The sequence below is a fragment of the Acinetobacter sp. ANC 4173 genome, assembly GCF_004331255.1.
Lineage (GTDB): Bacteria > Pseudomonadota > Gammaproteobacteria > Pseudomonadales > Moraxellaceae > Acinetobacter.
The window spans coordinates 35151-56010 of sequence record NZ_SJOF01000011.1 but is presented as its reverse complement, the minus strand read 5'-3'; the positions used below and the strand labels follow the sequence as shown (position 1 = coordinate 56010).

General features: G+C 40.9%; 17 protein-coding genes and 1 pseudogene. 9 read left to right on the top strand and 9 right to left on the bottom strand.

The window, feature by feature from the left end; genetic code table 11:
• Positions 1 to 41: 41 nt before the first annotated feature.
• Genes E0H94_RS13100 through E0H94_RS13090 form a run of 3 tightly spaced genes read left to right on the top strand, consistent with a single transcriptional unit; the run spans position 42 to position 3759 of the window.
• Positions 42 to 1718 carry a phosphoethanolamine transferase gene (locus tag E0H94_RS13100; protein ID WP_131326923.1) on the top strand — a complete coding sequence of 559 codons (1677 nt, stop codon included), beginning with the start codon at positions 42 to 44 and terminating at the stop codon, positions 1716 to 1718.
• A 15-nt stretch (positions 1719 to 1733) separates the two neighbouring features.
• Positions 1734 to 2411: a response regulator transcription factor gene (locus E0H94_RS13095; protein WP_131326922.1), complete on the top strand. Its 678-nt coding sequence runs from the start codon at positions 1734 to 1736 to the stop codon at positions 2409 to 2411.
• 25 nt (positions 2412 to 2436) lie between these two features.
• Positions 2437 to 3759 (top strand): sensor histidine kinase, encoded by a 1323-nt coding sequence (locus E0H94_RS13090; RefSeq protein WP_131326997.1) that lies wholly within the window; start codon positions 2437 to 2439, stop codon positions 3757 to 3759.
• A 233-nt stretch (positions 3760 to 3992) separates the two neighbouring features.
• Here E0H94_RS13090 and E0H94_RS13085 read toward each other — a convergent pair whose 3' ends face one another.
• The gene (locus tag E0H94_RS13085) at positions 3993 to 4736 is read right to left on the bottom strand and encodes a phosphatase PAP2 family protein (protein ID WP_131326921.1); all 744 of its coding nucleotides are present in this window, start codon (positions 4734 to 4736) and stop codon (positions 3993 to 3995) included.
• A gap of 190 nt (positions 4737 to 4926) precedes the next feature.
• Here E0H94_RS13085 and E0H94_RS13080 point away from each other — a divergent pair, with 190 nt between their 5' ends.
• Positions 4927 to 5616: an HAD family hydrolase gene (locus E0H94_RS13080; RefSeq protein WP_131326920.1), complete on the top strand. Its 690-nt coding sequence runs from the start codon at positions 4927 to 4929 to the stop codon at positions 5614 to 5616.
• A gap of 70 nt (positions 5617 to 5686) precedes the next feature.
• Here E0H94_RS13080 and E0H94_RS13075 read toward each other — a convergent pair whose 3' ends face one another.
• The 5 genes from E0H94_RS13075 to E0H94_RS13055 all read right to left on the bottom strand — a co-directional run bounded on the left by E0H94_RS13075 (position 5687) and on the right by E0H94_RS13055 (position 10465).
• On the bottom strand, positions 5687 to 6874 hold the full coding sequence (locus tag E0H94_RS13075) for an ammonium transporter (protein WP_131326919.1): 1188 nt from the start codon (positions 6872 to 6874) through the stop codon (positions 5687 to 5689).
• Positions 6875 to 7284: 410 nt separating this feature from the next.
• Positions 7285 to 8010, bottom strand: a complete 726-nt coding sequence (locus E0H94_RS13070; protein WP_171462076.1) for an amino acid ABC transporter ATP-binding protein — start codon at positions 8008 to 8010, stop codon at positions 7285 to 7287.
• A gap of 14 nt (positions 8011 to 8024) precedes the next feature.
• Complete coding sequence (locus E0H94_RS13065; protein WP_131326917.1) at positions 8025 to 8708, bottom strand: ABC transporter permease subunit; 684 nt, start codon at positions 8706 to 8708, stop codon at positions 8025 to 8027.
• Complete coding sequence (locus tag E0H94_RS13060) at positions 8708 to 9451, bottom strand: amino acid ABC transporter permease (RefSeq protein ID WP_131326916.1); 744 nt, start codon at positions 9449 to 9451, stop codon at positions 8708 to 8710. Before E0H94_RS13060 ends, E0H94_RS13065 begins: the two co-directional genes overlap by 1 nt.
• 72 nt (positions 9452 to 9523) lie before the next feature.
• Positions 9524 to 10465: a transporter substrate-binding domain-containing protein gene (locus tag E0H94_RS13055; RefSeq protein ID WP_131326915.1), complete on the bottom strand. Its 942-nt coding sequence runs from the start codon at positions 10463 to 10465 to the stop codon at positions 9524 to 9526.
• 560 nt (positions 10466 to 11025) lie between these two features.
• On the opposite strand from E0H94_RS13055, the gene E0H94_RS13050 reads away from it, so the two are divergent.
• The 3 genes and pseudogenes from E0H94_RS13050 to E0H94_RS13040 all read left to right on the top strand — a co-directional run bounded on the left by E0H94_RS13050 (position 11026) and on the right by E0H94_RS13040 (position 14344).
• Positions 11026 to 12702 (top strand): sensor domain-containing diguanylate cyclase, encoded by a 1677-nt coding sequence (locus E0H94_RS13050; protein WP_131326914.1) that lies wholly within the window; start codon positions 11026 to 11028, stop codon positions 12700 to 12702.
• 116 nt (positions 12703 to 12818) lie between these two features.
• Positions 12819 to 13841 (top strand): molecular chaperone DnaJ, encoded by a 1023-nt coding sequence (locus E0H94_RS13045; RefSeq protein WP_131326913.1) that lies wholly within the window; start codon positions 12819 to 12821, stop codon positions 13839 to 13841.
• Between the two features lie 138 nt (positions 13842 to 13979).
• Positions 13980 to 14344: pseudogene (locus E0H94_RS13040) on the top strand (endonuclease domain-containing protein).
• Positions 14345 to 14446: 102 nt separating this feature from the next.
• Here E0H94_RS13040 and E0H94_RS13035 read toward each other — a convergent pair.
• Both E0H94_RS13035 and E0H94_RS13030 read right to left on the bottom strand, forming a co-directional pair.
• Positions 14447 to 15559, bottom strand: a complete 1113-nt coding sequence (locus E0H94_RS13035; protein ID WP_131326912.1) for a hypothetical protein — start codon at positions 15557 to 15559, stop codon at positions 14447 to 14449.
• A gap of 59 nt (positions 15560 to 15618) precedes the next feature.
• Entirely contained in the window at positions 15619 to 18513 is a 2895-nt protein-coding gene (locus E0H94_RS13030; protein WP_131326911.1) for a valine--tRNA ligase, read from the bottom strand.
• A gap of 182 nt (positions 18514 to 18695) precedes the next feature.
• Between E0H94_RS13030 and E0H94_RS13025 the strand changes: the two genes are divergently transcribed.
• Both E0H94_RS13025 and E0H94_RS13020 read left to right on the top strand, forming a co-directional pair.
• Positions 18696 to 19358, top strand: coding sequence for a hypothetical protein (locus E0H94_RS13025; RefSeq protein ID WP_131326910.1), 663 nt, complete (start codon positions 18696 to 18698; stop codon positions 19356 to 19358).
• A 33-nt stretch (positions 19359 to 19391) separates the two neighbouring features.
• Entirely contained in the window at positions 19392 to 20198 is an 807-nt protein-coding gene (locus E0H94_RS13020) for an SDR family NAD(P)-dependent oxidoreductase (RefSeq protein WP_131326909.1), read from the top strand.
• 222 nt (positions 20199 to 20420) lie between these two features.
• Here the strand turns inward: E0H94_RS13020 and E0H94_RS13015 are convergent, their stop codons facing one another.
• On the bottom strand, positions 20421 to 20858 hold the full coding sequence (locus E0H94_RS13015) for a YbjQ family protein (protein ID WP_131326908.1): 438 nt from the start codon (positions 20856 to 20858) through the stop codon (positions 20421 to 20423).
• Positions 20859 to 20860 lie beyond the last annotated feature (2 nt).

Below are 20860 nucleotides of genomic sequence, written 5' to 3'. Positions count from 1 at the left end.
TCATAAATTAATAAAAAATATTGATCATCGAACCACCCAAAATGAATTTGTCTCGCCTCGAACGTCTGAAACAGTTTTTTCCTCCGCTGGCTTTACATCAATTTAATTTGTTACTTGCACTTTGGTTAGGTGTTGCTCTGAATTTTGCATTTTATAAGCAAATTCAATTACTCACGCCTTATCAAGGTTTTAAAGCCTATGCATTTTTATCTGCAACGGCCTTGGTTGTGGTCGCGCTCTATAACCTGATATTGCAGTTATGCCAGTGGAAATGGAATGCTAAAATTTTGGCATTTTTTTTAGTTTTTGTAGGCGGATTAACAGCTTATTTTGTGAATAGTTTGGGTGTTGTTATTTCACCTGGGCAAGTCCAAAACATGATGCAAACTGACAGCAAAGAGGCCTTGGATTTATTTTCCATGCAGTTTGTGGTGTGGAGCATGTTTATGGTCGTGCTGCCAATGGTGTTGATTGCACTGATTCGGATTGAAAACAAATCTCTATCTAAACAACTCTTGAGCAAGAGCTTGCATGTTGTGGGTTCGTTGGCAGTTATCGGTGGGTTGCTGTTTGTATTCTATGTCGATTTTGCTGCGATTTTCCGTGAACATCGTGATTTAAAGGGCATGATTTCACCACAAAATACTATTGCTTCGACTTTATCGTATTACCGTAAACAGAAGCCTAAAGAAAATTTACCCCTAGTGACCTATGGGACTGATGCTCACCGAGTGGTGAATACTAGTGCAGAAGCAATGCCTAAACTCATGGTTTTGGTGGTGGGTGAAACAGCTCGCGCAGAGAGTTTTTCTTTAAATGGTTATGCGAAGAATACCAATCCAGAATTGTCTAAACAAAATGTTATTAACTTTAGCCAAGTAAGTTCTTGCGGGACAGCGACCGCAGTATCGGTGCCATGTATGTTCTCAGGTATGCCACGTGAAGATTATGATGAACAGTTGGCAGGTCATCGAGAAGGTTTACTCGATATTGCACAACGCGCAGGCTATAAAGTGACATGGATTGATAATAACTCGGGCTGTAAAGGGACTTGTGATCGCGTGCATAAGTTTGAAATTCCAGCAGCATTAAAACAAAAATGGTGTGATGCTGAAGGTGAGTGCATGGATGAGGTCTTAGTGGATAGCTTGAAGTCATATTTGGCGAGCATTCCAGCTCAAGATAAGACACCACAACTCATTGTGTTGCATCAAATGGGAAGTCATGGTCCAGCTTATTACAAACGTTCTACGGAGCAGTTCCAACCCTTTAAGCCAATGTGTTCAACCAATGCCATTCAAGGTTGTAGCCGAGATGAATTGCTGAATAGTTATGACAACTCAATTGTGTATACAGATCATGTTTTAAATCAGGTCATTCAGACCATCAAAGATGTGCCAAATTATCAAACTGGATTTTGGTATTTATCGGATCATGGTGAATCGACAGGTGAAAGTGGCATGTACTTGCATGGAGCACCGTATGCTATCGCACCAATTCAGCAAACTCACGTGCCGATGATGATGTGGTTTTCGCCAGCTTGGCAACAAGGTAATACATCTCAAGTGAACTGTTTACAGCAGCAAAAACAAGCTGTTCGTAGTCAGGATAATTTATTTCCGACCTTATTGTCACTGCTTGAAATTAAAACTCAAGTGATTGATGATAAAAATGATATGTTAAAACAATGTCAAACCAATGCAGATGGAAAGGCATAAATCAGGATAAGCAGAATGACCACAATCTTAATCATCGAAGATGACTTCATGATTGCAGAATCCAGCAAGACTTTGTTGCAATTGCATGATTTTCAGGTGGAGTGGGTAAACAATGGGCTTGATGCGTTAAAGCTTCTACAACAGCAGAGTTTTGATGTGGTGCTATTAGATTTGGGCTTACCCATGATGGATGGCATGCAGGTATTGGCAAAAATTCGGCAAAGTTTTCCGCGTTTACCCGTACTGATTATTTCTGCACGTGATCAGGTGCAGAATCGTGTCGATGGTTTGAATCAGGGTGCAGATGATTATCTGGTCAAGCCTTATGAGTTTGTAGAGCTTTTAGCACGTATTCAAGCTTTATTGCGTCGCACTACCCAAGAAGCACCCTCAAGTGAAACATTGATGCTGCGTTACGGTGATTTGGTGTTAGATGTTGAACAACATATCGCTTTATTGCATGGGCATGAGTTGGAACTTTCTAATCGTGAATGGGCAATTCTGGTGCCATTGGTCAGTTATCCGAATAAGATTTTTTCCAAAGCCAATTTAGAAGATAAGCTGTACGACTTCGATAGCGAAGTAAATAGCAATACAATTGAAGTTTATGTTCATCACTTGCGTGCAAAGTTGGGTAAAGATTTTATCCGCACCATTCGTGGTATGGGTTATCGCTTAGGTAAATTGGATTAGGGGTTTTATGCAGCAATTGCACGCAATGCCAACACAAACATCTTTAAAGAAAAGATTACTGATTTTTGTTTCGGGGTTTAGTTTGCTGTTGGGAGGTGTGTTAATTGCAACGGCCTACTGGATTTCATTGGGTGAACTGGATGAAATTCTTGATGCCCAAATGAAGAACCTTGCGGAACGTGTAGCTGCTCATGATCCCACGCCAATCACAAGCCATTTTGATATTCATAAACGCTATCATGAAGAAGACTTGTTTATTGATGTCTGGGAAAAACAGGAACATCCTCAACATCAATTTAATTTGTTATTACATAATGTAGATCAGGCAGGTTTTTATGACCGCTCCACCACGCAAGGGGTGTGGCGCATGTATGTATTACCAACAGAACATTATCAAATTCAGGTCAGCCAGCCTTTTTCTGCAAGAAGCCATTTAGCGTTAGAACTAGCCACCAGTATGTTTGTGCCATATCTGGTGATGATCCCGTTTATTTTATGGGGTTTGGGCTGGGTGATTTTACGCAGTCTAAGACCCATGGATGAGTTTAGACAAGAAATTGCCCGCCGTGATCTAGATGAATTAAATCCGATTAAATTGAATCGTTATCCTGTTGAGTTAATTCCCACCATTCAAGAGATGAATTATTTATTTGAACGGATTGAGTCGGCACAACAAGAGCAGCGTCAGTTCATTGCAGATGCAGCACATGAGTTAAGAACACCAATTACCGCGCTGAATTTACAGATGCAGATTTTATTGCGTGAATTTCCAGAAAACACGGCATTGGAAAATTTGAGCCAAGGTTTAATTCGTATTCAGCATTTAATTAGCCAGTTACTTGATTTAGCCAAGCAAGATGCGAGTAGCTTACATACCACGCAGCAACAGCCATTTTACTTAAACCAAGTGGCAGTAAACTGTGTAGAACAATTGATTCATGTGGCTTTGCATAAAGAGATTGATTTGGGTATGGAGCGCCAAGAGCAAGTATTGGTGAATGGTTTAGAGTCTGCTGCACGCTCAATCATTTATAATTTGATTGATAATGCGATTAAATACACGCCTAAAAATGGCGTGATTAATGTCTCGATTTTTTCACAAGGCAATGATGCCATTATTCAGGTCGAAGACAGTGGGCCTGGCATTGACCCTGCTTTATATGAACAGATTATGAAACGCTTTTATCGCATTCATCATCACTTAGAGATGGGAAGTGGTTTAGGTCTTTCGATTGTGCAAAAGGCAGCGGAACATTTAGGTGGGAAAATTCAGTTTGGTCAGAGTCAAACTCTGGGTGGTTTATTTGTGCAAGTACAGTTTCCCAAACAGGTGAAGTCAGATCAATGATTGCTCTAATTGAGAAATTGGCTTAACTCGTGCAGAAGTCAACTGAGATGACTTTTAATAAATTTTTTCATTTGGAACATGCTGCAAAGTATGCTGCTATTTTAGAATGAGGCACTTATTCAATAGGTGGTCAGTGCGAAAAAATACATGCTGACTTGAGAGAATTGAATAGTCTAGAGACATCATTAATTTGGCAGTTGTAATCATAATTACAACTGCCGTTGGAAAAGATTTTAAGCTGCTTCTTGAGTATTTTCCGTAGTAGGCTGTTGAATAATCATAGAAGGCTGTTCCACTTCTAAGGTTTGGACTGGAACTAGTCGTTTATAAAAAAATGGATAAAGTGCGACGTTACAGCTCCAAACGACCCATGCTGTCCATAAGTTATGACTGAGAAAGTGAGCACCACGCATCATTTGTGCCCAGCCCATGGCAAAACCTAAAATCAAGCCTGCAACCAGATAAAAATAAGCACGTTTAGGTGCAGTTTTCCTAAAAGCGAAGAAGCCCGTCATTAAGGCAAACCCCGTTGCTGCATGTCCGCCAGGGACGCAATGCCCATGACTAAGGGTAAAATTCCAGAGAAAACCAGTCGTTGTCGCTTGGGCCATATTCCATGGACAGGCATGCCCCGATTGTGATTTAAGAATACCCACCACACTGGTGCTCAAAATTAAAATCCAGAACAGATAAGCATACTGCCAGCGCTGCGCATGTAAACGTTGGATTTTAAAGCTGGCCAGCCAAAGAGCAAGAAAGCTGACATCACAGAGAATGAGCAGGTTTTTGATATATTTATGATTTAAGGTTTCCAAGAACCAGTCATAACGCCATGGAAATTGACCATGAGTGCCTGTCCATGGCTGGATCAACATCAGATCGAGTTGTCCTCCGACAGGGAACCAGAACTGCAAAAGAATAAAACAGCCTAGCAGAATCAATCCTTGTTTGAGGCTAAAGCGTTGTAATTCAGACATGGTCGTACAAACGAGATTTGGATGACGTTGATTAGAGCAAAGCAAACTTAAATCGGACTTAATTGAATCTTAAAAGTAGATAGAGGAGCTGATGTATTTAACAGATTTGATGTAGAACTTAGCAGATAATCTGTAATGCAAACATGCTTTAAAATGCTAGATTAAAAGGCAAAAGTCGCCCGAGAATGTTATGCCTATTCGTGCCGTATTATTTGATTTGGACAATACCTTAACCCATCGTGACCAAAGTATTCGGCGTTATAGTGAGTTTTTGCTAGAACAGTTTCAGTCATACTTACTTGCAGCTGATCTGGAAAAAATACAGCAAATTATCCGCCGAATTGATAATGGCGGCTACCCCAAAAAAGAACACCTGACTCACCCGAGTATTGGGGCATCGGTTGCATTTGCTTTATTGCAAGAACTGGAATGGAAAACAGAGGTGGATTTTCACGATTTAACCCATTTCTGGTTTCAGTATTTTGGACAGTGTGCCGTTGCTATGTCTGGAGCATTAGAGCTGTTAAAAAGCTTGAAGCAGCAAGATTATGCTTTGGCGGTGGTGTCGAATGGTGGACATGCAACGCGCTTGAATATTTTAACTGGACTGGGCTTCAAGGACTATTTTGATGTGATCGTGAGTTCTGAGCAAGTAGGGATGAGTAAACCTCATCCGCAGATTTTTCTGCATACTGCGGAAAACTTAGGGGTACATCCTTCAGAATGCTTGTTTATAGGTGATCATCCTGTCAATGATATTCGAGGCGCGCAACAAGCAGGGATGCAGGCCATCTGGTTGCAAGGTTTTCACCCTGAAGATGAAAGTTTAAAGGTTTCACGTATCCAACAGTTACATGAGTTATATGCTTATTTAGAGTAAGCATAAAATTGATGGCATAAAAAAAGCGATTCTAAAGAATCGCTTCGCAACATGCGGAAATTGAGAAAACTTAAAACATACTGTCGTCTGAGTTGGCTGAAATTTTGTGGATGGACAAATCAGCACCACGGAACTCGTCTTCTTGCGATAAACGAATACCGATGCAGGCTTTTAAACCACCGTACACTGCGAATCCACCCGCAAGTGCAACTACAATCGCGAATAAAGTCCCTATGATTTGTGACATCATGGAGACGCCACCAATACCACCTAACCATTGTTGACCGAAAATACCGACGGCAAGTCCACCAAAGGCACCGCAAATTCCGTGTAATGGCCAGACCCCCAGTACATCATCCACTTTGAGTTTGTTCTGGGTATAGGTGAAGAATTTGACAAAAATAATGCCAGCAATGGCCCCAATCACAAGCGCACCAAAAGGATGCACAATATCAGAGCCTGCACAGATAGCCACCAAACCTGCAAGTGGTCCATTGTGTAAAAAACCAGGGTCATTTTTACCCATCATGTTGGCAGTAATGGTCCCACCCACCATAGCCATTAATGAATTAATGGCAACCATGCCTGAAATCGCATCCAAACGTTGTGCACTCATGACGTTAAAGCCAAACCAGCCGACTATGAGAATCCAAGAACCTAGGGCAAGGAAGGGAATGGATGAAGGCGGATGCGCACTGACGCGGCCATCTTTTTTATAACGACCATGGCGCGCGCCCAGTAGAATGACAGCGGCTAAAGCAATCCATCCACCCATGGCATGCACGACCACGGAACCAGCGAAGTCATGAAATGGTGCACCAAATGTGTGCTCTAACCATGCTTGAATACCAAAATTACCATTCCAAACAATGCCTTCAAAGAATGGATACACCAATGCAACTAAGAGTAGTGTAGCCAGTGCTTGGGAGCGCATTTTGGCACGTTCCGCAATACCACCAGAAATAATCGCAGGAATAGCGGCAGCAAAAGTCAGTAAAAAGAAGCAGCGCATCAGGTTATAGCCGTGATCTGCGGCTAAAGTTGCTCCCATATGGAAGAAATGATGTCCATAGGCAATGTAGTAACCCACGAAAAAGTAAGCAATCGCTGAAAGCGCAAAGTCTGTCAGAATTTTACTTAAGGCATTGACCTGATTTTTATGTCGAACTGTGCCTAGTTCTAAAAATGCGAAACCGGCATGCATGGCCAGTACCAACACTGCTCCTAGCAGTAGAAAAAGTAAATCGATATCTTGCATAGTCTGCTCGAAAAAAGTGCTAAATACGACTTTAGGTACAAATTGGGGAAGAGGATTTGCACCAAAATAGTTTAGTAAATCTAAAAATTGGAGTTCAGCAACCAAATACTCCGTTCATGCATATAATTAAGCAAAAAATGCACCAATTCAGATAAAACCGTGAATTATTCGGTGGAAAATAGTGCATATCGGCTTAAAAGAGTGCTGTATGTTGCAATTTAAAATAATGTAAAATTCTAGCTTCTATTTAATTAAATTAAAAATCATAGATATAAATTGAATAATTGTTCAGATTTTTAATAACACTCAAATGTTCCAGATCAGCAGATTGAAGTGCATTTTTATTGATCGAGGATTAGAAAAAAATTCATCAAGTGGGTTGAGTCCCACCTTGATGAATGTGCACGAAATTAATGCAAAATATTCTCTAAGAATTGTTGTGCTCGTTCGCTACGAGGCGTTGTAAAGAAGTCATCTTTGGAACAGTCTTCGACAATTTTACCTTGATCCATAAAGATAATTCGATTCGCCACTTGGCGTGCGAAGCCCATTTCATGAGTAACGCACATCATGGTCATGCCTTCTTTCGCCAGACCAACCATTACTTCGAGTACTTCATTAATCATTTCGGGGTCGAGCGCGGAAGTTGGTTCATCAAACAACATGGCAATCGGGTCCATACTCAAAGCACGCGCAATCGCGACACGTTGTTGTTGCCCGCCTGAAAGCTGTGCTGGGAATTTATCGGCTTGCGAACTTAATCCGACACGGTCTAGGTAGGCCAGTCCTTTTTTCTTCGCTTCGTCGGCACTACGCCCTAAAACTTTAATTTGTGCAATGGTTAGATTTTCAGTCACACTTAAATGCGGAAATAATTCAAAGTGTTGAAACACCATGCCTACGCGGCTACGCAGCTTATTTAAATCAGTTTTTGGGTCTGCAATTGGGATACCATCTACAAAAATTTGCCCCTTTTGAAAGGGTTCTAAGCCATTGACAGTTTTAATAAGGGTCGATTTGCCTGAACCCGAAGGTCCACAAACCACCACCACTTCACCTTGGCAAATTTGTGTGGTGCAATCGGTCAGGACTTGAAATTGTTGATACCATTTACTGACGTTTTGGAGATCAATCATTATTTTGGGGTCACTCATACTCTTAATCTCCTTTGTATTCTTTTCACAATAAATGTTGCTAATGTACTGATGCTAAAGTAGACCAGACCTGCAAATAGAATGTACTGGGTCAATAATGACATCAGGTCGCCACGGACATAGTTGGTACGGAAAAAATCCAGCAAGCCAATTGCATAGACCATAGTTGAATCTTGGAACAGAATAATGGTTTGTTGGAGTAGCAAGGGCGTCATTTTTCGAAAGGCTTGCGGCAGAATAATCAAACGCATGGATTGACCATAGCTCATGCCTAGTGCATAAGCTGCAGCGCTTTGCCCTTTGGAAATAGACTGAATCCCAGCGCGGACAATTTCTGAAAAATAGGCTGCCTCAAACAGCATAAAGGCAACAATACTCGAAACCAAAGCGGTATCAATGGTCAAATAATTGCCTGTAATGGCGGTATAGAAAAATGGAACCGCAAAGTAAAACCACATGAGTACCAACAGCAGGGGAATAGAACGGAATAAATTGACATAGCTTTGCGCAATCAGATTCAGTATCCGAATTGAAGATAGACGCATTAAAGCCAGTAATGTGCCAATAAAAATACCGCCTACGGTCGCTATGCTGACGACTTTCAAGGTAATACTGAGACCATGCCATAGGGCAGGTGCAGAGAGCTGTAAATCTTGAATAAATGCAGTGAGCCAGTCCATTATTTATCTCCTGCAATCGTGCCAGGAATACGCAAGCGTTTTTCCAGAAAAGTCATGAATTGAATTAAGCAAATGTTAATCACAATAAAAATAATGGTGACGTAGGTATAAATCTCGATGGTGTTTTGCGTGTACTCACTGATTGTTTTCATCTGCGAAATAATTTCAGCCACACCAACCAGTGACGCCACCGAGGTGTTTTTTACACAGTTGGTCAGTTCAGAGCTAAGTGGAGGTAAAATGGTACGGAAGGACTGCGGCAAAATAATGTAACGGTATAATTTTGCAGTACTGAACCCCATGGCATAGCCTGCATTAATTTGCCCATTGGGTAAGGCTTCAATCCCTGTACGGACTTGTTCGCAGACCCGTGCAGCCGTAAAGAGCCCCAAGCCAATACTGGCAGAAATCAGGGCACTGGTACTGGCGCTTAAATCATTGATCCACCAATCTTTCAGTCCCGCAGGTAAAAAATTGGGTACTACATAAAACCAAATAAACAGTTGTATTAATAAAGGGATATTGCGAAAAATGGTCACATAGGCTGTGCCAATCGCACGTGCAGTTTTATTTGGAAGCGTACGCATAATACCGAGCATACTGCCCAAGACAAATGCGATAGACCATGCCACGATGGCAATAAACAGTAACCAACCTAAGCCTGTTAAAATCCAGTTGAAATAGCTACTGTCACCGACACCTGTAGATTGAAATAGTACGCCCCAGTTCCAGCTATAGTTCATAGGAGCTCCATATTCTTAATCAGGTAGGCGAAAGCACTACCTGAGAATCATTGAGAGAATGATCAGCATAAATTACTGATCACGGTCATGTGGTGATGCAATCAGGGCTTTTAATTGTTCTGACATTGCAAAGTTCAGGTTGATATTTTTAGGTGGAATAGGTTGTTCGAACCATTTTTTATACATGTTATTAATTTCACCTGAGCTATAGACTGCTTTAATTGCATCATCTACCACTTGCTTAAATTCAGGGTCACCTTTTCTGAGCATACAACCATAAATTTCATGAATAGGTGCAGTGCCTACAATCACCCATTGATTTGGGTCTTTGGCTTTCGATTTTTCCCCTGCAAGTAAAATATCATCCATCATAAATGCCGCAGCCCGACCGTTCTGTAGCATGAGGAAAGATTCAGCATGGTCTTTGGCAGAAATAATTTCACCAATCCCCAGTTCTTTTTCGTGTTGTCGAATATAACGTTCTGAAGTGGTCCCTGCGGTGGTCACCAATTTTTTGCCTTTTAAGTCGGCAAAGTCTTTCACCCCAGAGTCTTTGGCTGTGAGCAAACGCGAACCCACTTCAAAATATCCCACAGAAAAATCGACTTGTTGCTGGCGTTCTTTGTTGTTGGTGGTCGAGCCACACTCTAAATCGACTGTACCATTAGAGACCAATGGAATACGGTTTTGACTGGTGACCAAGTTATAGCGAATTTTTAAATCGGGCATATTCAGTTTTTGTTTCACGGCGTCTACAACTTTTAGTTGTAAATCATGTGCATAGCCCACAGGTTGATTTGGATTATCGGCAATATAAGAAAATGGAATGGAAGAGTCACGATAGCCCAATACAATGGTACCTGACTGTTTAATTTTTTGTAGCGTTCCCGACGTGGAACTTTCTTTGCCTCCAGAATCACTACTACTTGGTGCCTTATCGCCACTACAGGCACTTAAACCGAATACCAATGTACTGGCACAGAGCAGGGAGGTCAGGGGCCGTTTTAATAACATAAGTAAAACTCCTTGTGTTTTGTTCTCATCATTCACTTTATTTATTGGCTGAATATCCATCAGCTTATTTGTTTTTGCATTATTGGCTGTTTGTTTAATAAACAGATTTAACTTCATCTTAGCGCGAGTTTTAGTCAGTTGCGCAGGTCAGATTGTTGATGCTTTGTTAACGATAAATCTTTAAGTTTTAAACAAATTTAAGGTGAATGGATCATCCATATTACAACCAAGCACAATACATGCCGCTCGTAATGACATGGTCTGAATATTTAGCTTATTTTTAAGTAATATTAAATAAATGAAATTTTTATTAAATAATACTAAATTTTAATCTAGCATGTTTAACAGCTTAATAATCAATGGGTTGTACATTTTTGAGTGCAATTTATTGAATAAGCATACAAATACTTGCTGTTTTGAGTATGTGAGATGCTAAAAAGTTGTGGTCGCGAGGGGGTGATCTGATATTTTTTATCAGCAGTTGTAAATCCCAACTTATTCGGTCAGATCTGATATAGTCATGCGATTTGAAAATTACATCATAACAGGGACAGTTTTTTATGTTTCGTCTAGATTCCTTTCGTAATCGACTCCTGATTTTATTTGCAGGTATGTCTTTTGTGTTGGGACTCTGTATTACCTTATATATCGGAAAAACGGCTTCGGCTCAAATGAGCAAGACCAGTGGTCAAACCTTATATATTGCTGCGAAAAGTATCAGTAATACTTTGGCAAATTCACTGACAGAACGTGAACGGGAAATGGTGCTATTAAGCCAATCGCCTTTTATTGCCGAAGCAGACTTCTATAATCCACGGGTCCAGTTGCAACTCGATCAAGTAAAAAAATCTTATAAATATTATGCTTGGCTTGGGATTGCTAATCTGGAGGGCAAAGTCGAAGTCGCCGCAGATCATTTATTGCAAGGTGCAGATGTTTCCGAACGGGATTGGTTTATACATGGTTCAAAGCAAGTCTATTTGGGCGATGTACACAAGGCTGTTTTATTGGCCAAGAAAATTAAAGCCATTAATCCGAATGAGCCCATGCGTTTTATTGATTTTGCGACCCCAATTTATGACCCTGCTACACATAAAATAAAAGGGGTCTTGGCTGCACATGCAGACTGGAGCTGGGCAAGTCATGTTCTCAGCAGCGCATTATCTGAAAATGCCGCACAGCGTGGCATAGAAGTGTTTATTGTGAATCAGCAGGGGGAAATTCTGTATCCCTTTAAAAGCATTGGACAAGTCAATCCGCCAGCGTATCGGGAAAATCGTGCACATTATTTTTTGCATGATTGGAATGAAGACCAACAATATTTGACTACAGACGTACCTGTACTTTCTCAAACCAAAATGAATTTAGGTTGGCATGTCATTATTCGTCAGCCTGTGTCAATTGCCTTGGCAGAAGTTCGAGCACTGCAACATCAAATTTTGGCGATGGGCTTTATTCTGTCGCTCTTGCTGTTACTGTTGACCTATAAATTAGCCAATAAATTTAGCCGTCCGATTGAAACTTTGGCGCAGTCTGCGCATGCTGTGGAAAAAGGTCAGGAAGATATTCGCTTTGAAACCCAGACCAGCATTCGTGAAATTCAGGGTTTGTCCCAGTCATTACAGAGCATGACCGATACGTTACTGAGCCAAAAGCATCAACTACAGGAGGCCAATGCCACACTGGAACAAAAAGTGGTAGAACGTACCCATGAACTCCAAGTCGCCAATGTCGAATTGGCACACATAGCTCGTTACGATGCCCTTACAGGATTGCATAACCGTCGCGCCTTCAATGATTATTTGGAGTATTTATTTACTCAAATGTCGCGCACCGAACAGACTTATGCGGTGCTGCTGATAGATATCGATTTTTTTAAAAAAGTGAATGATACCTTTGGGCATGAAATGGGTGATCAGGTATTACAACGTGTCGCTGAGATTTTACCAAGCACGTTAAGGATTACTGATTTTGTCGCACGCTTAGGCGGTGAGGAATTTATTGCTTTATTGCCTGCAACAACGCTTGATGGTGCAGCACACTTGGCAGAGAAAATACGGATGACCATTGAACAGGAACAGATGATTGAAAACCACCCAATAAGCTTGAGTATTGGGGTCAGTCTGGTGCAGTTGGATGATCGTGATATGAACGATGCCATTCGCCGCGCAGATAAAAATTTGTATCTGGCAAAACAACAAGGACGTAATCGAGTGATTGCTTCACTTACTGTTTGATGTCTGTATAACCAATTAAGTCTCATCTTCAGCATGCTGTTCTATCTAGATAGGGCAGCACGCTACTTTTGGCATTTGATTATTGTTACACTTTTTCTTTTTTGAGTGGTTTGGTGATGGCTTTGGATCTAAAAATTAGCCGACAACCTAAAGTTGAGCTTTCCCAACAGCAGAAAAAATTAAATCGTTTAATTGATCAGATTGAACAGCAAAAGCAAGAACTGGCGATATGGAAAAATGCGCAAGCCGACATTCAAAACTATACGCGCAGTAAGCTTTTACCTGTGTATAGCGAGTTACACACGGTTTTATTTGCACAGCTCGATTGCTTGTGGAATCACTTAGCCAGTGATGCCTTTAGCAAAGCGGACTTGGCGCAGATTGACACCAAAATAGCCGCTTTAGCCAAGATGCTAAAAAAATCTCAAATGCTAACTTCCGCGCAAAAAGAACAAGTAGAGAAAATTGATATTTTCTATATGCAGCATGCAGAGCATGTACGCGCGAAGAAAGCCAAAGCAAACTCAATACAAAATCATGATCTCGCTGAAACGGTAGAACAAAACGTGGATGTAGACTGGGAAAATTATGAATATGATTCTGCCCAGTATGAAGCAGAGCGAGAACGTGCCAAGCAGTTAAAACAACAAGAAAAGCGTGAGCAAGCAGCCAAAATGGCAGCGCAGTCGCTGAAAACGGTGTATTTAAAAATTACCGCGATGATCCACCCTGACCGTGAGCCTGATGAAGCGAAGAAATTAGATAAGACTGAACTTTTGCAGAAGGTCAATGACGCCCATGCAGAGCAGGATTTATTTTATTTATTGAAACTCCAGTTACAGCTTGAAACCAATAAAGGTCTAAGCTCAAAAGCTTTAAGTTCGGAACAAGTGAAGTTTTATCAGTTGTCTTTGGAAGCACAGAGTCAGAACTTGCAAAGCCAGTTAGAGGATATCTTTGCGTCTTTTCACTTGAGCAGTCATGTCAATACCAAACAGCTCAAAATGAGTGATGTGTATAAGGTGATTGATAAAGATGCTGCTGAGTTAAAGCAGCAGTTGAAGTGGGAAAAAGAACGTTTAAAGCATATGAGGAAGGTGAGTGGGGTAGAGATGTTGTTGGGGCATGGGGTGTTGTGATTTTCCCTCACCCCCTTGCGGAATAATATTCCTCATCCCTGAGGGAGTGGGAGCTGCAAGTGATTTTTAGCACCATGAATTTAATAATGAAAATTCCCTCTCCTTTTAGGAGAGGGCTAGGGAGAGGTAATAATAAAAATGATAGACCCACAATTATTAGAATTTGCCAGACTATGCGACATAACGCCACAGATGCAGAAAACCTGATGCGGCAACTACTTCGTGCTAAACGATTTATGAATTTGAAATTTCGCAGACAGCATGTGATTGCACCCTATATTGTAGATTTTTACTGTCATGAGTTGGGTTTGGTGATTGAGCTAGACGGCAGTCAGCATAGCACTGACGATGCAATTGAATATGATGCTGAACGAACCAAGTTTTTAGAAGCTTTGGATTTAAGCGTGGTGCGTTATTGGAATCATAATGTTTTGAGTCGGACGGATGTGGTGTTGGCGGATTTGTGGCGGAGATGTTCTGAATTAAAACAGACCTCTCCCTAACCCTCTCCTAAAAGGAGAGGGAACATCCATTGTTAAATTCATGCGTAATCTTTAGGTCAGATGATGCGCCCTCTCCCTATGTGATAGGGGAATGAAAAAAAATTATTCAAGATTAAACGATGAATCTAAACCTATTAGTGTGTGGTCATTAATAAAAATCTGTAGCTCACCAGATTTTTCATTTTTAATAATGTTATATATATCGTCAACTGAACTGATATAGTCATCACATGGATTATAGTTTCGCCCAATATAAATCACTAATAGGGACTCTGATAAATAAACAGTTTCTTCAAGAAAGCAGTTATATGCATCTTCAAAAATTTTATGGATTGCTAATTTGATACTTTCCTCATCAGATAAAGGAATGATCGATGAAACTTGCATAATACCTTGTGTATAACGTTTACCTGATACTTTACACAATATTTTTTCTAATTTTCTAAAAATAAATGGTCTATTAAAATCTTCATTAATCATAATAGAAAAAATTATATCTTTTATAAAAAATTTAAAAATGCAATCAAAAGGCATTAGTGAAGTATGTCTTAAAAACTTAAAATCCTCTAAGTTTTTTTGATCCATTAGATAGCTATTAGCTTTATTCTTAAAATTTTGAAGCTCTTTGTCTATTGTTACATCAATGATGTTTTCATATTTATTTTTAAATACAGATAAACGGTTTTCAATATAACTATCAACTCTTTTTTTCTTGAATCTGGGTTCAAACTTAATTTCATTAAAGATCTTATATAAAAACAAAAAAATTATAATCCATAGCTCATTAGCAATAGTCTCTAAATCGGGAAAAAGAGGTGTTTTCGGTAAAATTAAATATTTATAAGCTAAATATGTAGCTGCTATTGCAATAGAGGCATATCCAATTTGTACATACCAATTTATTAACTTAGTGCGATTATGTACTATGTTCCAAAGTGCTCGAAATACAAAACTGTAGGCTACTAGTAAGTAGATGTTAGTTACTAAATAGTCCCATTTGAAGTAAAAAAGTACTGAGGAAACAAGAATAGTAAAAACTACGGGTGTGAGTATTCTAAGAATGAAATTAAATCCTACTAGTTCATCACTATGAATATCAAATTTAATTTCTGCATACCCAAATCCTTTTGAATATTTACCTATAAAGTTCACTGTAAAGAATAAAAGTATTCCTAATAAAAATAAAAAAATATGATGTCCAATTATTGGATACATAAAAAATCCCCTTCAAAGTTGAAGAGGATTCTAGATTAAATAGTAATCAAATTACAGGATCAAAGCGCAGCAATCTGCTCCATATTCGCTTTAATTTTCACTAACTGATCTGCAAACTCAGCCAGTTTCACTTTCTCGCCTTCAACAACCGCTGCTGGTGCTTTCGCCACAAAACCTTCATTAGAAAGTTTGCCTGCAATGACGTCATGCTGCTTTTGCACTTTGTCTAAGTCTTTCTGCAAACGTCCTAATTCTGCTTTCGGGTCAATTAAGCCCTTCATAGGAACAAAGACAGACGCATGTCCAACCACAGAAGATGATGACAATGGTGGTTGCTCACCATCAGCCAAGAACGTGATGCTTTCTACTTTCGCCAAGGCTTTAAACAACGCTTCAATACGCGTGATTTGAGCTTTCTCAGCTTCAGTCGTGTTTTGTAGAAGCACTGGTAATAAACGCGCATTACCTAAGCCCATTTCACCACGGATGTTACGTACCGCACCAATCAAACCTTGAAGCCATTGCATATCTGCTTCAGCTTGTTCGTTTACACGCTCAGGGTTGGCAACAGGGTATTGTGCCAACATAATGGTTTCGCCAGAAATACCGAGTTTCGGTGCAAGCGTCTGCCAAATTTCTTCCGTCAAATACGGCATAAGCGGATGTGCAAGACGTAAAGATGCTTCCATCACCGCAAGGAGTACACGACGAACTTCCGCTTTACGTTCAACCGATACGTTTTCATCATTCAGAACAGGTTTGGTCAGTTCGACATACCAGTCACAGTATTCATTCCAAATGAACTCGTAAATCGCTTGTGCAGCCAAGTCTAAACGGTAGGTCGCGAAAGCTTGTTGTACCGCAGCTTCTGCTTTTTGCAGACGGCTCACGATCCACTGTTCTGGCAATTCCCAAAGGTCTTGACGAACTTCGCTACCAATTTCTTGATTTTCACAGTTCATCATCACGAAACGGGTTGCGTTCCAGATTTTGTTAGCAAAGTTACGGTAACCTTCAACACGCTTCATGTCGAACTTAATGTCACGACCCGTGTTGGCAAGCGCACAGAAGGTGAAACGCACTGCGTCAGTACCATAGGCTTGAATGCCTTCTGGGAACTCTTTACGGGTTGATTTTTCAATCTTCGCCGCTTGTTTCGGGTTCATCAGACCAGTGGTACGTTTTTGTACCAACGTCTCAAGGTCTACACCGTCAATCAAATCCAGTGGGTCAAGCACGTTGCCCTTCGACTTCGACATTTTTTGACCTTCGCCATCACGGACTAAACCGTGTACATAGACCGTTTTAAACGGAACTTGTGGCGTACCATCTTCATTCTTCATGAAGTGCATCGTAAACATAATCATACGAGCAACCCAGAAGAAGATGATGTCAAAACCAGTGACTAACACATCAGTTGGGTGGAAGGTATTGAGGAAATAGTTTTCTGCATCTTTCTTGGCATCGCCAGTCCAACCAAGGGTTGAGAAGGTCCAAAGCGCAGAAGAGAACCATGTATCCAGTACGTCTTCATCTTGGCTAAGCGCAACATCAGCAGGAATGTTGTTTTTGGCACGTACTTCAGCTTCGTCACGACCCACATAGATGTTGCCTTCAGCATCGTACCAAGCTGGGATACGGTGACCCCACCAAAGTTGACGAGAGATACACCAGTCTTGAATGTTGTTCATCCACGCCATGTACATGTTGCTGTACTGTTCAGGCACAAACTTGATGCGTCCATCTTGAACCGCTTCAATGGCAGGTTGCGCCAATGGCGCAATTTTCACATACCATTGGTCAGTCAATAATGGTTCAACGATTACGCCTGAACGGTCACCGCGAGGTGGTTTCAAGGTGTAGGGTTGGATTTGGTCTAACCAGCCTTCAGCTTCTGCTTGTTCAACCAGTTTTTTACGTGCTGCAAAGCGCTCTAAACCAATATAGTCCGCAGGGGCAGCAATGGTTTTAGAAATTTGCTCGCCTGCTTTCGCAATATATTCAAACTCAGCTAATACTTCTGCATTTTTGTTGAAGATATTGATGATTGGTAATTCACAACGCTTACCGACTTCATAGTCGTTAAAGTCGTGCGCAGGCGTGATTTTCACACAGCCAGTACCGAACTCTTTATCTACATATTCATCTTTCACGATTGGAACAGCGCGCCCTGTGATCGGCAGAATAATGTTCTGACCAACAAGGTGCGTATAGCGTTCATCATCCAGTGCCACAGCAACAGCGGTATCGCCCAGTAAGGTTTCAGGACGTGTGGTTGCGACAACAATGTGGTCTTTACCATCATGGGTACGTAGGTTTTTATCTTCAAAGAAGTATTTGAAGTGCCACAATGAGCCTGCTTCTTCTTTATCCGACTCAACTTCGAGGTCAGAAAGGGCCGTTTGTAGTTTCGGATCCCAATTCACTAGGCGTTTGCCGCGATAGATCAAACCGTCTTCATGCAGTTTAACGAACACTTCTTTCACGGCATTGGATAAACCTTCATCCATAGTGAAGCGTTCACGAGACCAATCTACCGATGAACCTAAACGACGGATTTGACGGGTAATGGTGTTGCCTGATTGCTCTTTCCATTCCCAAATTTTTTCAATGAATTTTTCACGGCCGAGGTCATGACGACTGACACCTTGAGCACCCAATTGACGCTCAACCACCATTTGTGTGGCAATACCCGCATGGTCTGTACCCGGTTGCCATAAAGTATTTTTACCTGACATACGGTTGTAGCGTGTGAGGGCATCCATAATGGCATTGTTAAAACCATGACCCATGTGCAAGCTACCCGTGACGTTTGGTGGCGGAATCATGATACAAAATGACTCACCTTTTTCAGAGGGCTTGAAATAGCCACGCTCTTCCCAAGTTTGGTACCATTTTTTCTCGATCTCAGTCGGATCGTAAGTCGTAGCAATGTTTTGCGCAGAATCAGTCATAGTCAGAACAGATAAAAAGTGAATAAAAAATTGCAGCTAGTGTAGCAAAAAAATAACGGCTTTGGGATGTTCGTCAAATGCTTTGTTTCTGCAATTGTCACAGCAAGTCAGAGGTTTTATGATGAAGCATGTATAACGATTGTGCACTAGATCGTAGAACTTGATAAAAAGGAAAAAATAGAATGAGTTATGTTATTTCACTTAAGTTGAAATCAGCAACCCATCAACGTTTTCAGGATATTCATCAACAACTCAATCAAGGACAAGCGGAGAGTTTAGCCAAGGCATTGGGCGAGGTACTGGCAGACATTTCCTATGAGGTGATTGATCAGGTCTTTGGTGAGATTACCCGCATTTCGCATTCGGGAGACAATGAGTCTGCCAACGTGATTCAGCACATTATGGAAACCACGCGTAAATATATGCCATGGTCGGTGTCATTTTTTGGCAATGAACGTTTGCTGCCGATGGTCAATTATCTGCATGAACTGATGTATCAAAAAGAAGGTGAATTTTATTTGTCCTATCCAGTCGATGAAGACAGTGTTCAAGCCTTACTCAGTTCTGCCGAAGAAATGCAACAAGGTAATAATTCCGCGGTGATGCCTGCTTTACAGGCATTTACTCAAATTGTGGATCAGGGTGTGACGCATTTAATTCGGATTCCGAAGGAAATGTTGAAATTTAATGTAGTGGTGGATAAGACCTTAAACGGGGTCATTCATGTCACCACTCAAATGGGGTATAAGCGTTTTGATAAATTGGGCACACAATATGATGCCAAAACCATGAGTCATTATTTCAATCATTTCCTTGTTTTTTTAGAAAATTCAACCAACAATTAGGCAATTGCCGTAATCGAATCAGGATATACAACAATGGCCAAGCTAGACAGTTTAGAAAATAAAGTGGTATGGATTACTGGAGCATCTTCAGGTTTAGGTAAAGCCTTGGCACAAGAATGTGCATTACAAGGCGCACAAGTGGTGCTGACTGCCCGTCGCATCGATGAATTAGAAAAGGTTCGTGTTGGATTGTTAAATCCAGATTTACATCTTTCCATTTGTGCCGATATTACCGATGAAGCTCAAGTCTTACATGCATATGAACAAGTCTTAGCGGCCAAAGGACAGATTGACTGGCTCATTAATAATGCGGGTTTAAGTCAGCGTGCACTGATTGCAGAAACCACCATGCAAACTGAACGTACCATTATGGAAGTCGATTATTTTTCGCAGGTATTTTTAACCAAAACTGTTTTACCTACATTTTTAAAACAAAAGTCAGGTCGAGTGGTATTTGTTTCGAGTATTGCAGGGCTGTTAGGTACCCAATATCGTGCTTCATATTCTGCGGCAAAAGCAGCCATTCACATGTGGGCAAACAGTTTAAGGGCAGAAGTGGCAGAAGAAGGGGTGGATGTTTCAGTGGTTTTCCCTGGTTTTGTAAAAACCAATGTGTCTATTAACGCCTTAAATGGAGCGGGTCAGGCACAAGGCTTTGATAATGAAGCAACAGCCAATGGTTTAGAAGCAGATGAATTTGCACAGTACGCAGTTAAGTCATTAATGCAAGGTGATGAATATATTGTGATTGGTGGGCGTAAAGAAAAATTAGGCGTATTGGTTTCACGTTTATCACCAAGTGCTCTGTATCGTATGATTCGTAAAGCGAAAGTAAAGTAAGAAGAATCGGAGAAAGTAATGCTTTCTCCACTTCTTTTAAGTGCTAACGCTTTCATTATCTGTGACCTATTGGCAGTGTCGGTTATGTCCATTTTTATTTTATTCAGTGGAGAGAATTACCCTCTAACGAGGAATCGACCATCAGGATAGATGAGGAAAGATGGTAGAGCATGAGCTTTTGAAAACTCATGCTGTTTGTGTTGGGTGAATAGGGATGATGATTTACGACTTCAAAATGGCTGTGCCATAAGCAAAAACCTCAACCATGCCACCTTGCATGCCCATTTCGGTAGTCGCCAAGCGTATGCAGGCGATATGCGTTGCACCGTATTTTTCTGCTTCAAGTTTGAGTCGGACAATGGCTTCACGACGTGCACGATCCACGACACTTTCATAGCTGGTGAGTCTCCCCCCAAAAAAGTTTTGCACAGTGGCCAGTACATATTTGAAATAATCATGAGAAATCACAACATTGCTACTGATCATGTGCCCAGACTGCTCAAAACTCACTTTGCGTAAACTCCCTACGGTGATGTAGGCAAGACGCTTTTCATTCTGTTCTAACTCTGCCAAATGTTTGCGTTCGTTATAACGACCAAAGCCAAAACCGACACTAAAGAGCACCACAAACATCAGCAGTTGGAAAATTAAACTTTCCATGC